This is a genomic window from Lentzea roselyniae (genome assembly GCF_039537795.1).
Taxonomy (GTDB): domain Bacteria; phylum Actinomycetota; class Actinomycetes; order Mycobacteriales; family Pseudonocardiaceae; genus Lentzea; species Lentzea atacamensis.
In genome coordinates this window covers 157,298-172,278 of record NZ_BAABBE010000015.1, presented here as the reverse complement: position 1 = coordinate 172,278, position 14,981 = coordinate 157,298, and the positions used below count along the sequence as shown (strand labels likewise).

12 protein-coding genes are annotated in these 14,981 nt (G+C 69.5%); 9 read left to right on the top strand and 3 right to left on the bottom strand.

Translation table 11 applies throughout. The features are described from left to right. Positions 1–12: 12 nt before the first annotated feature. A complete protein-coding gene (locus ABFX45_RS26770; RefSeq protein WP_109637883.1) occupies positions 13–933 on the bottom strand; it encodes a heme o synthase in 921 nt (306 codons plus the stop codon). Between the two features lie 243 nt (positions 934–1,176). Between ABFX45_RS26770 and tkt the strand changes: the two genes are divergently transcribed. From tkt to ABFX45_RS46560, 8 genes are all read left to right on the top strand, one after another. Continuing rightward, the gene (gene tkt, locus ABFX45_RS26765) at positions 1,177–3,267 is read left to right on the top strand and encodes a transketolase (protein ID WP_112231653.1); all 2,091 of its coding nucleotides are present in this window, start codon (positions 1,177–1,179) and stop codon (positions 3,265–3,267) included. Further along, complete coding sequence (gene tal / locus ABFX45_RS26760; protein ID WP_112231651.1) at positions 3,264–4,376, top strand: transaldolase; 1,113 nt, start codon at positions 3,264–3,266, stop codon at positions 4,374–4,376. The genes tkt and tal overlap by 4 nt, the downstream gene beginning before the upstream one ends. A gap of 7 nt (positions 4,377–4,383) precedes the next feature. Next, complete coding sequence (locus tag ABFX45_RS26755; RefSeq protein ID WP_346132689.1) at positions 4,384–5,988, top strand: glucose-6-phosphate isomerase; 1,605 nt, start codon at positions 4,384–4,386, stop codon at positions 5,986–5,988. After that, entirely contained in the window at positions 5,985–7,520 is a 1,536-nt protein-coding gene (gene zwf, locus ABFX45_RS26750; protein WP_346132687.1) for a glucose-6-phosphate dehydrogenase, read from the top strand. The genes ABFX45_RS26755 and zwf overlap by 4 nt, the downstream gene beginning before the upstream one ends. Then, on the top strand, positions 7,517–8,539 hold the full coding sequence (opcA, locus tag ABFX45_RS26745; protein WP_346132685.1) for a glucose-6-phosphate dehydrogenase assembly protein OpcA: 1,023 nt from the start codon (positions 7,517–7,519) through the stop codon (positions 8,537–8,539). The genes zwf and opcA overlap by 4 nt, the downstream gene beginning before the upstream one ends. Then, positions 8,536–9,315 (top strand): 6-phosphogluconolactonase, encoded by a 780-nt coding sequence (pgl, locus tag ABFX45_RS26740; RefSeq protein WP_109637877.1) that lies wholly within the window; start codon positions 8,536–8,538, stop codon positions 9,313–9,315. The genes opcA and pgl overlap by 4 nt, the downstream gene beginning before the upstream one ends. Positions 9,316–9,536: 221 nt before the next feature. Further along, positions 9,537–9,716 carry a hypothetical protein gene (locus ABFX45_RS26735; RefSeq protein ID WP_233439627.1) on the top strand — a complete coding sequence of 60 codons (180 nt, stop codon included), beginning with the start codon at positions 9,537–9,539 and terminating at the stop codon, positions 9,714–9,716. Beyond that, entirely contained in the window at positions 9,637–9,969 is a 333-nt protein-coding gene (locus ABFX45_RS46560; protein ID WP_407656957.1) for a GNAT family N-acetyltransferase, read from the top strand. Before ABFX45_RS26735 ends, ABFX45_RS46560 begins: the two co-directional genes overlap by 80 nt. A gap of 175 nt (positions 9,970–10,144) precedes the next feature. Here the strand turns inward: ABFX45_RS46560 and ABFX45_RS26725 are convergent, their stop codons facing one another. Next, a complete protein-coding gene (locus tag ABFX45_RS26725; RefSeq protein ID WP_346132680.1) occupies positions 10,145–11,500 on the bottom strand; it encodes a hypothetical protein in 1,356 nt (451 codons plus the stop codon). Positions 11,501–11,617: 117 nt separating this feature from the next. Here ABFX45_RS26725 and ABFX45_RS26720 point away from each other — a divergent pair, with 117 nt between their 5' ends. Beyond that, positions 11,618–14,524 carry a substrate-binding domain-containing protein gene (locus tag ABFX45_RS26720; RefSeq protein WP_346132678.1) on the top strand — a complete coding sequence of 969 codons (2,907 nt, stop codon included), beginning with the start codon at positions 11,618–11,620 and terminating at the stop codon, positions 14,522–14,524. Here the strand turns inward: ABFX45_RS26720 and ABFX45_RS26715 are convergent. Next, on the bottom strand, positions 14,512–14,901 hold the full coding sequence (locus ABFX45_RS26715) for a response regulator (RefSeq protein WP_109637873.1): 390 nt from the start codon (positions 14,899–14,901) through the stop codon (positions 14,512–14,514). The genes ABFX45_RS26720 and ABFX45_RS26715 overlap by 13 nt on opposite strands. Positions 14,902–14,981 lie beyond the last annotated feature (80 nt).

The window sequence follows — 14,981 nt, the reverse complement described above, 5'->3', positions numbered from 1 at the left end:
CTGGAGGTGCAGCTAGAACGGCCAGCCCAGCACCGGCAACCCGACCACCGCGTCCACGGCGAGACCGCAGAACACGAGCATCAGGTAGAGGTTCGACATGTGGAAGAACTTCATGGTGTTCGTGGACCCGCCACGGCGCACGACGTTGTGCAGCTTGTGCGCGAAGACGGCGAACCACACGCCGGACAGCGCCGCCACGGCCACGTAGATCCACGAGGTGACGGGAGCGAGAGCGAGCGTGCAGACGACGGTGATCCAGCTGTAGATCACGATCTGCCGCGTCACCTGCTGAGCTGTGGCCACCACCGGCAGCATCGGCACGCCTGCTCGGGCGTAGTCCTCCTTGAACTTCATCGCGAGGGCCCAGGTGTGCGGCGGAGTCCAGAAGAAGATGACGCCGAACATGACCAGTGCCGGCCACTCGACGGTGCCCGTCACCGCGCTCCAGCCGATGATCACCGGCATGCACCCCGCCATGCCGCCCCAGATGATGTTCTGGGAGGTGCGGCGCTTGAGCACCAGGGTGTAGACGAAGATGTAGAAGAGGATCGTCGCCACGGCGAACGCGGCCGACATCAGGTTGACGAAGATCCAGAGGAACGCGAACGAGACGACGCCGAGCACGATGCCGAAGATCAGGGCGTTGCGCGGCGGGATGGTGTTCTGCGCGAGCGGGCGGGCCGTCGTCCGCTTCATGACCGAGTCGATGTCGGCGTCGACGAAGCAGTTGAGGGCATTTGCCGACCCCGCGGCGAGAGTGCCGCCGGTGAGCGTGCAGGCGATCAGCCACAGCGGCGGGAGGCCGTGCTGGGCGAGCAGCATCGCGGGGATCGTGGTGATCAGCAGGAGCTCGATGACCCGCGGCTTGGTCAGCGCCACGTAGGCGCCCACGACCTGGCGAGGCGACCGGGGCGCCTCGAGGACGGCACTCATCGCGGGGACGCTCCTCGTGTCGAGACAGGTGTGAAATCCAGCGACTGATGGTAACCGCGCAAAGAATTCACAGCCCGTTCGGGTGCTGGTGTGCCCCGGCACACACCCGCCTGAGACCTTTCAGAGCAACATCCGGATCTCTCAGGACTAGGCTGGCCGCAGGACGAGGGAGAGACGCGGGTCAGGCCGTTCGGGATCGATCAAGCCTGCCCGCCCTAGCGACAAGAGTGGAGCTGTAAGTCCGTGACCGTCACCGACGACATCACCCGGCTCACGAAGGCCGATCTGCCCGACGACTGGACGGAGCTGGACAAGCGCGCCGTCGACACCGCCCGCGTGCTGGCGGCGGACGCCGTGCAGAAGGTCGGCAACGGGCACCCCGGCACGGCGATGAGCCTCGCGCCGCTCGCGTACACGCTGTTCCAGCGCGCCATGCGGCACGACCCCGCCGACGCGGACTGGATCGGCCGCGACCGGTTCGTGCTCTCGGCGGGCCACTCCAGCCTGACGCTGTACATCCAGCTGTTCCTCTCCGGCTACGGCCTGGAGCTCGACGACCTCAAGGCGCTGCGCACCTGGGGCTCGAAGACGCCCGGCCACCCGGAGTACCGCCACACCAACGGTGTCGAGATCACCACGGGTCCGCTGGGCTCCGGTCTCGCCTCCGCGGTCGGCATGGCCATGGCCGCCCGCCGCGAGCGCGGACTGTTCGACCCGGACGCCGCGCCGGGGCAGAGCCCGTTCGACCACCACATCTTCGTGATCGCCTCCGACGGTGACATCGAGGAGGGCGTGACCTCCGAGGCGTCGTCGCTGGCCGGCACGCAGCAGCTCGGCAACCTGGTCGTCTTCTACGACGACAACAAGATCTCGATCGAGGACGACACCACGATCGCGCTGTCCGAGGACACCGCGAAGCGCTACGAGGCCTACGGCTGGCACGTCCAGGTCGTGGAGTCCGGCGAGAACGTGAAGGGCATCCTCGAGGCGATCGAGAACGCCAAGGCGGTGACCGACAAGCCGTCGTTCATCCTGCTGCGCACGATCATCGGCTACCCCGCGCCGAACAAGCAGAACACCGGTGCCGCGCACGGTGCCGCGCTGGGCGCCGACGAGGTCGCCGAGGTCAAGCGGATCCTCGGTTTCGACCCCGAGCAGACCTTCGAGGTCGCCGACGAGGTGCTGGCGCACGCCCGCGAGGTCGTCAAGCGCGGTGAGCACGCCAAGGCGCAGTGGCAGCCCGCGTTCGACGCGTGGGCGGCGGCGAACCCGGAGCGCAAGGCGCTGCTGGACCGCCTGGTCGCCCGTGAGCTGCCGGAGGGCTGGGCGGACGAGCTGCCCACCTACCCGGTGGACGCCAAGGGTGTCGCGACCCGCAAGGCCTCCGGTGAGGTCATCAACGCGCTCGCGAAGAAGCTGCCCGAGTTGTGGGGCGGTTCGGCCGACCTGGCCGAGTCGAACCTGACGACGATCAAGGGCGAGCCCTCGTTCGGTCCGGAGTCGATCTCCACGGGCATGTGGAAGACCAGCCCGTACGGCCGCACGCTGCACTTCGGTGTCCGCGAGCACGCGATGGGCGCGATCCTCAACGGCATCGCGCTGCACGGCCCGACCCGCCCGTTCGGTGGCACCTTCCTGGTGTTCTCCGACTACATGCGCCCGTCCGTGCGGCTCGCCGCGATCATGCAGGCGGCGGTCACCTACGTGTGGACGCACGACTCCATCGGCCTGGGCGAGGACGGTCCGACGCACCAGCCGATCGAGCACCTCGCGGCCCTGCGCGCGATCCCGGACTTCGCGGTCGTCCGCCCCGGTGACGCGAACGAGACCGCGTACGCGTGGAAGGCCACGATCGAGCAGATCGGCCCGGTCGGCCTCGCGCTGACCCGCCAGAACGTCCCCACGCTGGAGGGCACCTCCGCCGAGGGCGTGAAGCGCGGTGGTTACGTGCTCTTCGGTGACGACAACCCGGAGATCGTGATCATCGGCACCGGCTCTGAGCTGCAGATGGCGGCCGAGGCCGGGAAGGTTCTGCAGGGCGAGGGCGTTGCAGTGCGTGTGGTGTCCATGCCTTCCATCGACTGGTTCGAGAAGCAGGACGCCGACTACCGCGAGTCGGTCATCCCGTCCTCGGTTAAGGCACGCGTCGCCGTGGAAGCCGGTATCGCACAGCCGTGGTACCGCTACGTCGGCGACGCCGGCGAGATCGTGTCGATCGAGCACTTCGGCGCCTCGGCCGACTACCAGACGTTGTTCAAGGAGTTCGGCTTCACGACGGAGAACGTCGTCGCCGCCGCCCGCCGTTCCCTTGACCGAGTGAGGGGTAACAAGTGAGCAAGCCGCAACTGGAAGCACTGTCCGGCGCCGGGGTCTCGATCTGGCTCGACGACCTGTCGCGTGAGCGGCTCACCAGTGGCAACCTGGACGAGCTGATCCGCGAGTGGAACGTCGTCGGCGTCACGACGAACCCGACGATCTTCGCGGGCGCGCTGTCCAAGGGCGAGTCCTACGACGAGCAGGTCCGCGAGCTCGCCAACCGGGGTGCCGACACCGAGGCGACCATCCGCGAGGTCACCACGACCGACGTGCGCAACGCCTGCGACAAGTTCCGCGACATCTACAACTCGACGAACGGTGTGGACGGCCGCGTCTCCATCGAGGTCGACCCGCGCCTGGCCTTCGACACGGACAAGACCGTGGCCGAGGCGCAGGACCTGTGGAAGACCGTGGACCGGCCGAACCTGCTGGTGAAGATCCCGGCCACCGAGGCCGGCCTGCCCGCGATCACCAGGACGATCGCCGAGGGCATCAGCGTCAACGTCACGCTGATCTTCTCCGTCGAGCGCTACGAGAAGGTCATGGAGGCCTACATCGCGGGCCTCGAGCAGGCCAAGGCGAACGGCCACGACCTGCGCTCGATCCACTCGGTGGCGTCGTTCTTCGTGTCCAGGGTGGACACCGAGATCGACAAGCGCCTCGACAAGATCGGCACGGACGAGGCGAAGGCGTTGCGCGGCAAGGCTGCTCTCGCCAACGCGTGGATCGCCTACGGCGCGTTCGAGAAGACGTTCCAGGGTGAGCGCTGGGAGGCTCTCAAGGCGGACGGCGCGAACGCGCAGCGGCCGCTGTGGGCGTCGACCGGCGTGAAGGACCCGAGCTACTCCCCGACCCTCTACGTCGACCAGCTCGTCGTGCACGACGTCGTGAACACGATGCCGGAGAAGACGCTGCAGGCCGTCGCCGATGGCGGCAAGATCGCCGGTGACACGGTCACCGGACGCGCCGCTGAGGGCCAGGAGGTGTTCGACCAGCTCGCCGCCGCGGGAATCGACATCGAGGACGTGTTCAAGGTCCTCGAGACCGAGGGTGTCGAGAAGTTCGAGAAGTCCTGGGAAGAGTTGCTCGAGACGGTGACGAACCAACTGGCTCAACTGAAGGGCTGATTACCAAGTGACCTCCGTCGACATCGTGAGGTCACCGAACGCCGACCAGGTCAGCACCATCGCTGCTGACCTGGTCGCGGATTCGGTGCCGAGCAAGCTGACCGCGCAGGACCCGACCCTGTGGGGGCCGGAAGCCGAGTCCGAGGCGAGCATCCGCCTCTCGTGGACGACGTTGCACGAGACGTCCCGCTCGCTGCTCCCCGAGCTCAAGGCTCTGCGCGAGGAACTGCACGCCGAGGGCGTGGACCGCGTCGTACTCGCCGGCATGGGCGGTTCGTCGCTGGCCCCCGAGGTGATCACGCGGACGCAGAACGTCCCGCTGATCGTGCTGGACACCACCGATCCCGCCCAGGTCGCCGACGCGCTGGCGGGCGATCTCGAGCGCACGGTGATCGTGGTGTCGTCCAAGTCCGGTGGCACCGTCGAGACCGACAGCCACCGGCGCATCTTCGAGAAGGCTTTCGCGGACGCGGGCATCGACGCCGCGTCGCGCATCGTGGTGGTCACCGACCCCGGTTCGCCGTTGCAGAAGGCGTCCGAGGAAGCGGGCTACCGCAAGGTGTTCCTGGCCGACCCGAACGTGGGTGGCCGCTACTCGGCGCTGACCGCGTTCGGTCTGGTGCCGTCCTACCTCGCCGGTGCCGACGTCGAGTCGCTGCTCGACGACGCGGCCGAGGAGGCCAAGGTCCTGGCGCAGGACTCGGTCGAGAACCCGGCGGTCGTGCTGGCCGCGATCTTCGGTGCCGCGCACGCGCACGGCGCGGAGAAGATCGTGTTCGCCGACACCGGTTCCGGCATCGTCGGGTTCGGTGACTGGGCGGAGCAGCTGATCGCCGAGTCGACCGGCAAGAACGGCACCGGCCTGCTGCCGGTCGTCGTCGAGGGTCCCGGTGCCGAAGGCTTCGTGAACGCGCGTTCGGACGCCACGACCGTCGCGATCGGCCCGGCCACCGGGTCGGCCAACGTCGCCGTCGAGGGTCCGCTCGGCGCGCAGTTCATGCTGTGGGAGTACGCGACCGCGCTCGTCGGCAAGGTTCTCGGCATCAACCCGTTCGACCAGCCCGACGTCGAGGCCGCCAAGAAGGCCGCTCGCGCGCTGCTCGACGCCCCCGCGGTGTCGGCCACCACGCCGTCCTTCGTGGACGGTCCGGTCGAGGGCCACGGCACCGACTGGGCGCCGCGCAAGGTCAACACCGTCGCGGAAGCGCTTGCGGCGCTGGTCGAGGTGGCGCCCGACCACGGCTACATCTCCGTTCAGGCGTACCTGGACAGGATCGACGACGCGTCGTTCGAGCTGCTCCGTGCGGAGATCGCGAAGAGGACGCACCTGCAGACCACGTTCGGCTGGGGTCCGCGCTTCCTGCACTCGACCGGCCAGTACCACAAGGGCGGTCACCAGAACGGCGTGTTCATCCAGATCACCGGCGAGTCCGGTGACGACCTGGAGGTGCCCGGCCGTCCCTACACGCTGGCGCAGCTGCAGCTCGCGCAGGCGCTCGGCGACGGTCAGGTGCTGGTCGAACACGGTCGCCCGGTGCTGCGGTTGCACCTCGAGGACCGCATCGCCGGTTTGGCCCAGCTCGTCGAGGCAGTCCAGGAGGACGGTTCGTGACCGACAAGTGGCGCAACCCGCTGCGGGACGCGGCGGACAAGCGCCTGCCCCGCATCGCGGGCCCGAGCGCGCTGGTCATCTTCGGTGTCACCGGTGACCTGTCGCGCAAGAAGCTGATGCCCGCCATCTACGACCTCGCGAACCGCGGCCTGCTGCCACCGGGCTTCGGTCTCGTCGGCTTCGCCCGCCGCGACTGGGCCGACCAGGACTTCATGGAGGTCGTGCACGACGCGGTGAAGGAGCACGCCCGCACGCCGTTCAACGAGCACGTCTGGTCCCAGCTCGCCGAGGGCATCCGGTTCGTGCAGGGCACGTTCGACGACGACCAGGCGTTCGACAACCTGGCTTCGTGCCTGGCGGCGCTGGACGCCGAGCGCGGCACGGGCGGAAACCACGCGTTCTACCTGTCGATCCCGCCGGGAGCGTTCCCGACCGTGATCAACCAGCTCAAGCGCGCGGGTCTCGCCCAGACGGCTCCCGACCAGTGGCGCCGGGTCGTCATCGAGAAGCCGTTCGGCCACGACCTGAAGTCGGCCAAGGAGCTCAACCGCACGGTCAACGAGGTCTTCCCCGAGGAGTCGGTGTTCCGCATCGACCACTACCTCGGCAAGGAGACCGTGCAGAACATCCTGGCGCTGCGGTTCGCGAACCAGCTGTACGAACCCATCTGGAACTCGAACTACGTCGACCACGTGCAGATCACCATGGCCGAGGACATCGGTCTCGGTGGCCGCGCCGGGTACTACGACGGCATCGGTGCGACGCGGGACGTCATCCAGAACCACCTGCTGCAGCTGCTCGCGCTGATCGCGATGGAGGAGCCGGTCTCCTTCAAGCCGTCGGACCTGCGGGCGGAGAAGGTGAAGATCCTCTCGGCGACGCGTCCGGCGGAGCCGTTCGAGGAGACCACCGCGCGCGGCCAGTACACCGGTGGCTGGCAGGGCGGTCAGAAGGTCCCCGGTCTGCTCGAGGAGGGCGGCTTCTCGCCCGAGTCGAAGACCGAGACGTTCGGCGCGATCACGTGCGAGATCAACACCCGTCGCTGGGCCGGGGTGCCGTTCTACCTGCGCACCGGCAAGCGGCTGGGCCGCAGGGTCACCGAGGTCGCCGTCGTGTTCAAGCGGGCGCCGCACCTGCCGTTCGACGACACCGCGACCGAGGAGCTCGGCCAGAACGCTCTCGTGGTCCGGGTTCAGCCGGACGAGGGCGTGACCATCCGGTTCGGCTCGAAGGTGCCGGGCAACACGATGGAGGTCCGCGACGTCACGATGGACTTCGGCTACGGCCACTCGTTCACCGAGTCGTCGCCGGAGGCCTACGAGCGGCTGCTGCTGGACGTGCTGCTCGGTGAGCCGTCGCTGTTCCCGAAGAACGACGAGGTCGAGCTCTCCTGGGAGATCCTCGACCCGATTCTCGACTTCTGGGCCCGCAAGGACGAACCGGCGCTCGAGAAGTACAAGGCAGGCACCTGGGGTCCGCCGTCGGCGGACGCGATGACCGCCAGGACCGGAAGGCACTGGAGGCGTCCGTGATCATCGACCTTCCCTCGACCACCACGTCCCAGATCAACTCGCGGCTGGTTCGCCTGCGCGACGAAGGCGGCGCGACGACGCTCGGCCGCGTGCTGACCCTGGTCATCGTGACCGAGGACGGCCAGCGCACCGACGCCGCGATCGACGCGGCCAACGACGCCTCGCGCGAGCACCCGTGCCGCGTGATCGTCGTGGCCCGCGGGGCCCGTCAGGCCGCGCCCCGTCTCGACGCGCAGATCCGCGTCGGTGGCGACGCGGGTGCGTCCGAGGTCGTCGTGCTGCGGTTGTACGGCGAGCTCGCCAAGGAGGGCGCGTCCTGCGTGATGCCCCTGCTCCTGCCGGACACCCCGGTCGTGGCGTGGTGGCCGTTCGACGCACCGGTCTCGCCGTCCAAGGACCCGATCGGCCAGCTCGCGCAGCGCCGCATCACCGACGCGGCCGCCGAGAAGAACCCGATCAAGGCCCTGGAGTCCCGCCGCGCCCACTACGCGCCGGGCGACACGGACCTGGCGTGGACGCGTCTGACGTTGTGGCGCGCCATGCTGGCGGCGTCGCTGGACCTGCCGCCCTACGAGAAGATCGTGGACGGCGAGGTCACCGGCGAGGCCGACTCCCCGTCGACCGACCTGCTGGCGGCGTGGCTGACGGACAGGCTGAAGGTGCCCGCGAAGCGCTTCAAGGCGACGTCGGGCGAGGGCATCGTGCAGGTCAAGCTGGGCCGTGCGTCCGGCGACGTCGACCTGCTGCGCCCGGACGGCAAGGTGGGCACGCTGTCGCAGCCCGGCCAGCCGTCGCGCCGCGTGGCCCTGCAGCGCCGTTCGATCCGCGACTGCCTCGCCGAGGAGCTGCGCCGGCTCGACCCGGACGAGGTCTACGCGGCAGCCCTGAAGTCGCTGTCGAAGGTGACGAAGGGCCGCCCCGCCACCCCGAAGGCCGAGCCGGTGGACGCCGCTTCCGCGGAGTCGGCCAACGGGAAGGCCGCCGCACCGAAGAAGTCCAAGGCGAAGGCGAGTTCGTGAGCAATCCCCAGGTGGTGGTCCACCGCGACGGCGACCTGCTGGCCGCCGCCGCGGCGGCCCGCCTCGTGACCCGCATGGTCGACGCCCAGACCGCCCGCGGCTACGCGTCCGTGGTGCTGACCGGCGGCCGCACGGGCACCGCGGTCCTGGAACACCTGAACCGCAACGGTGCCCGCGACGCCGTGGACTGGTCGCGCGTCGACCTGTACTGGGGCGACGAGCGCTTCCTGCCGTCCGGTCACCCGGAACGCAACGAGACGCAGGCCCGCGCGGCGTTGCTGGACCACGTTCCGGTGGATCCCGCGCGCGTCCACGTGATGGAGCCGTCGGACGGCAAGTACGGCGACGACCCGGAGGCGGCCGCTTCCGCGTACGCCGACCTGCTGTCGTCCCTGGCCCGGCCGGAGGACCACGGCGACGTGCCCACGTTCGACGTCTGCATGCTGGGCGTCGGCGAGGAGGGGCACGTGGCCTCGATCTTCCCCGCTTCTCCCGCGGTGTACGAGAAGGAGCGGACCGTCGTCGCGGTGCGCAACTGCCCGAAGCCGCCGCCCACGCGCGTCTCGCTGACGCTGGGGGCGATCCGGCATTCGCAGGAGGTCTGGCTGATGACCACCGGCGAGGCCAAGGCCGCCGCGGTGGCCATGGGCCTGACCGGCGCGGGTGAGGTGCAGCTGCCGGCCGCCGGTGCTTCGGGGCGGCGCCGGACGTTGTGGCTGCTGGACACGGCTGCCGCGTCGAAGGTGCCGGCGTTGTTCAAACCGCCACTGGCGTGACGCTTTCTCCGAAGGCCCCCGGTTCGCGCCGGGGGCCTTTTTGTTGTGGGACAACGTGTTCGCGGTGTGCGACAACGCTGTCCTGGTCGGGCTTGACCTCAAGTCGACTTCAGGTGCCATGCTCGCGGCGGCGGCGCGAGAGAAGAGGTCGTCCGCTCCTGATCATGCCCTGACATGAAGCCGGCTTTAGCTCGCGAAGAGGCGCTTTCCCTGGGGGCAACATGATTGTGCGTGATGTGCGGCTGGAGGACGCGGCCGCGATCGCGGAGATCAACCGCGAGGCGCTGGGGTACGAGTTCCCGCTGGAGTCCACAGGACCAACTGGCGCGGATCATCACCCTGGCGATCTCACCCCGGCACCAGCGTCGTGGTGTGGGGAAGCTGTTGTTGCAGGCGGGTGAGGAGTGGGCGCGAGACGAACCGCATCAAGTGGTGGTCCTGAGCAGTTCCTCCATCACGTGCACCGGCAGCGACGGGTTCGAGGCCGCGGCCACCTCGGGATCGGGGTCGCGCACCAGACGCTCGTACGCCTTCGCCGGCAGGTCCCGGCGCGACGCCAGCGCCAGCCGCACCGAGCTTTCGGCATGCGTGGTGAGGCGGAACAAGGCGACCGGTGACGTGCGAGGGCTCTGCGCCACGAAGACGTCGGGGTGAATCACCTCTTCCTCGCACACCAGCCGCATGAAACCGTCGTGCACGACGGGTTCATGCGGCTGTGGTGGAGGATCGTTCCGACGCGACAGCACCGGCCCGAGTTCCGGGATCGCGGCCAGCCGCGCCGGCAGGTCCGCGGGCAGCGCCGGGTTCCGCGCGAGCCCGTGCAACGCGGTCATGCCCCACTCCTGTCCAGCAGTTCTTCCATCACGTGCACCGGCAGGGACGGGTTCGCCGCCGCCGGTCGAGCCGTGAACTCACTGCCCAGCAGCTCGACGATCTTCTCCACCGGCAGATGGGGATGCGCCGCTGCGAGGTGCCGAGCCTGCGCATCCTCCAGGCACAGCAACAACGTCTCCCCCAGTGCGTGCGGGTGCCGGGCGACCGCCCGCCAGGTCTCCTCGACCCCGGCGGCCCGCAAAGCCATGTGGTGCAACAACTCCGGCGGGCAGGAGAGATTCCGCGCCGCCCGCGGGTACAACCGCGCCCCGTGCCGCTCGACCAGCGCCCACAGCTGATCGACCGGCACCAGCGGGTTGGTCACGATCGCCGCAGCGACAGCGGGATCGGGATCCGAAACGAGCTGCTCCACCATGTCCAACGGCAGATCAGCACGCCGCGCCACCAGCATCCGTCCCTTCACGGTGGCGGCCAGCGTCCGCAGCTCGGCCTCCGACGCGGACGCGACGCGCGGCACCGGCTCGGGCCCGATGCGAGCGGTCGCGGCCAGCTCCGCCAGCAGGTCCAGCGGAATCGCCGGGTTCCGCACGAGCACGCGCTGCAACGCGCGGGTGCCCGTGAGCTGACGCAGCACCGAAGCCGGGACCGCGGGATTGGCCGCCAGCGCGGCCAGGACGCCGGGTTCGACGTCCGCGGCGAGCTGTTCGTAGACGTGCGGAGGAAGGTCGGGCCTGGTCGCGAGCTGGTAGCGGGCCCTGTGGTCGCGCACCAGGTCCGCGGCGGCCGATGGCGGGGTCGCGGGGTTTCCGGCGAGCTCGCGCGCGAAGGAGCCGAGGCGCACGAGCACGTCGGCAGGTGTGTGCGGGCTGGCGGCCAACGCACGGCGCACCTCGGTGCTCGGGTGCCGGCTCAGCTCCTGGGCCAAGGAGGCGGGCAGCGCGTGGAAGGTGACCAGTTCGGCCACCACGTGCTCGTCCGGGTCGTGGGCGAGCAGGTCGATCACGTCCGGAGGCAGCGTGCGGGCCCACTCCGGCAGGCGGGCCTTGAAATCCGGGTGCTGGGCGAGCGCGCGTGCCGCGGCCGGCGGGGCGTCGGGCGCCTCGGTCACCGCCAGCGCGACCGCGGGGTTCGTCAGCGGCACGTCCGCCGTCCGGACCCGGCCCTTCGCCAGCAGCACGGACACGATCGCGGGGTCGTCGCGCGCCAGCAAAGCCCGTACCTGTGCGTCGGAGAGGTCCGGACGGCCGGCCAGGTCGGCACCCAGCACCGGGTCCGCCGCGGCGATCAGGCGGTCGAGGAGCGCGGCCGGCAGCGCGGGGTTCTCCGCCAGGCCGTCCAGTACGGTGTTCACCAATCCCCCTGGTAACGCGGCAAGCATTCCCCCCGACAACGCGTATCATCCCGAATCGCGTTGAGTAGCGGGGGTTTTGTGGCGAACGGCAGTGCGCAGCGGCGTCCCACCATCGGGATGATCACCACTGGCCCGCTCATCGAGCTCGCGGGCGAGCAGTGGCGCGGGGTCGGTGACGGTGCACGGCACCTCGGTTGCGACCTCGTCTGCTTCGTGGGCAGCGAGATCGACCACCCCGAACTGCCCAAACGGCGGGCGAACACCGTGTACGACCTGGTGTCGCCGGGGCGGATCGACGCGCTCGTCGTGTGGACCACGCGCGTGGGGCAGCTCATCGGCGCCGAGGGCATGCAGGAGTACGTGAAGCGGTACGCGCCGATGCCGATGGTGAGTGTGGAGACGACGCTCGCGCAGTGGCCGGCCATCCTGATGAACAACCGGGACGGCATGGAGCGGGCCGTCGACCATCTCATCGAGGTGCATGGGAAGAAGCGCATCGCATTCGTGCGGGGTCCGCAAACGCACGCGGGTGCGCAGGAGCGGTACCAGGGGTACGTGAACTCGCTGCGCAAGCACGGGATCGCGCTGGACCCCGACCTGGTCACGATGCCCGACTCGTTCATCTGGGAGCCGAGCGGCGCGGCCGACGCGGTGCGCAAGATGCTCGCGCGCGTCGGCAGCCCTCCCGACGCCATCGCGGCGGCGAACGACGACTTCGCCATGGGGGTGGTGTCCGCGCTGGAGGAACAGGGGTTCCGCACGCCGGAGGACATCGCCGTCGTCGGCTACGACAACCACACGAACGTCCGCACACACGACCTGGGCTACATCACCACCACCGGCGACGGTCAGCGCGCGAGGGTCCACCGCAAGGTGAACATCAACGCCGCCACCCCGGGGTTCACGACGGTCCGCGCGCCCTTCTACGAGATGGGGTTCCGCGCGGCGGAACTGGCGCTGGCACTGGTCAGGGGCGAACCCACCCCCTCCGCGCAGACCATGCCGACCGAGCTGATCGTGCGCAGGTCGTGCGGCTGCCTGCCGTCCGGCCGGGGTCTGCACGCGCCGGCACTCGGCCCGCTGAACATCTCCGAGTCGGCGACCGCGCACACCGTGGCCGACCACCTGCGCAGCTCGCTCGGGCCGCTGTCGGCGGAGCTGCCGGACGGGTGGGCCGAACAGCTGATCGTCGAGCTGATGGCGGCCGGCCGCGGCGAGGTCGACGGCGCCGAGTTCCTCTACCTCCTGGCCGAGTACATCCGTGCGAGCGCGCGCGCCGGGTGCGAGCCGGAGCGGTGGTGGCCGCCGCTGTTCGACCTGTACCGGTTCGTGACGGCGCGGATCAGCGACGCCACGCTCATCAACGGCCTGTGGCTGCGCGTTCAGCTCCTCGTGGACGACGCGTTCGCCACGGACGCCCGTTTCAAGTACCTCTCGCACGAGCGCCGCGACCAGACCGCGCGCGAGGCCGGGCAACGGCTCATCGCGTCACGCGACGTGGAGGAACTGTCGAGCGCGCTGGCCGAGGAGCTCCCCCGCCTCGGCATTCCCGGCTGCCACGTGATGGCCTACGACAAGCCGGGCATCGCGCGGGCGCTCGTCCGGTACGAGAACGGTGAGCTGCGGACCGACCGTCCAGACACCCCGTTCCCCGCGACGAACCTGACGCCGTACCCGTTCCGCCGGGAAAAGCCCTTCAGCGCGCTCGTCGCCCCGCTGTACACCAACGAGGACCACCTCGGTTACGTGATCTTCGAGCAGGGCCCGGAACCGAACTGGATCTACGAGGCCGTGCAGCAGCAGCTCAGCAGCGCACTGCGGGGGATCAGGCTGATGCAGGAACTGAAGGACGCGCGCGCACGGCTCGAAGAACGCGTCGGCGAGACCGAGGCCCAGCTGCGGCACGCGCAGAAGATGGAAGCCATCGGCAGGCTGACCGGCGGCATCGCGCACGACTTCAACAACATCCTGACCGTGGTCAACGGCAACAGCGAGATGCTGCTGCGACGCACCCTGCCCGACGATCCGCGCCGCACGGCCATCGAGGACATCAGGCACGCCGGTGAACGCGCGGCGAACCTCACGAGGCAGCTGCTCGCGTTCACCCGCCAGCAGGTCCTGCACCCGGAGTCGCTCGACCTCAAGCGCAACCTCACCAAGGTCCACTCGATGCTCCGCACGCTCGTCGGGGACCACATCGAGCTGGAGATGGACCTGCCGGGCGACGTCGCCCGTGTGTGGGCGGACGCGGGTCAGGTCGAGCAGATCCTGTTCAACCTCGCGGTCAACTCCCGCGACGCGATGCCCGACGGCGGCACGCTCAGGATCTCGATCGAGAACGCCACGCTCGGCCACGGCGACACCGGCCGGATCGTCGGCGTGCGGCCGGGCGAGTACGTCGTGATGCGCGTCCAGGACACGGGCTCCGGGATGACGCCGGACGTGCAGGCGCAGGTCTTCGAGCCGTACTTCACGACCAAACCGGTCGGCAAGGGCACCGGTCTCGGCCTGTCGACGGTGTTCGGCATCGTGCAGCAGTCCGGCGGGCAGATCGAGGTGATCAGCGCGCCCGGCGAGGGCACGACGGTCGAGGTCTACCTGCCGGTGCCGTACGAACACGATGGCACGCCGGAAGCACCGTGCGCACGCCGCATCACCTCGCACCAGGGCGCGGGCACTGTGTTGTTGGTGGAGGACGACGCGCAGGTGCGGATCATGACCCGCCGATCGCTGGAAACCGCGGGCTACGCGGTCATCGAGGCGAGCGACGGGCAGGAGGCGCTGCAGCTCGCCACGGCGCACCGCAGCACGATCGACCTCGTGCTCACCGACGTCGTGATGCCGAAGATGGGTGGGCCCGAGCTGGTGCGGCTGCTGCGCTCGACCGGTGCCGCGCCCGCGGTGATCTACATGTCCGGCTACACGACGGACGAGGTCCTCGACGGCGAGGTGCTGATCACCAAGCCGTACGTGGAGTCGGAGCTGCTCGAACGCGTCAGAGAAGTACTGGATCAGGAAGCCTGAGCACGTTTCGCCACGGCCACGCGAACCGTCTCGTCGAGCATCTCGGCACGGAACGGCTTCTGCAGGTAGCCCGCGATGTCGTGCCCGGCGAACCGGCGCTCCAGCGAGGTGCGGTCGTGGCCGCTGGTCAGCACGACGGGCACGGACAGGCCCTCGGCGCGCAGCTCGGCCAGCACCTCCTCGCCGGACAGGCCCGGCATGCTGTGGTCCAGCAGCATCGCGCTGATCTCCGTGCTGTGCTCGCGCAGGATCGCGATCGCCTCGCTGCCGTCGCTCGCCTGCAGGACCGTGAAACCGAGGTCCTCGAGCAGGCTGACGGTGTACCTCCGCACGGGGTCCTCGTCCTCGACCACGAGCACCAGACCAGCTTGCGACATGCGCGTCAGTATGCCGGAAACTATTCGTGCCTTCAGCACCAGGTGGCCGGCAACCTTTGGTAATTCTTCACGAACTGCTC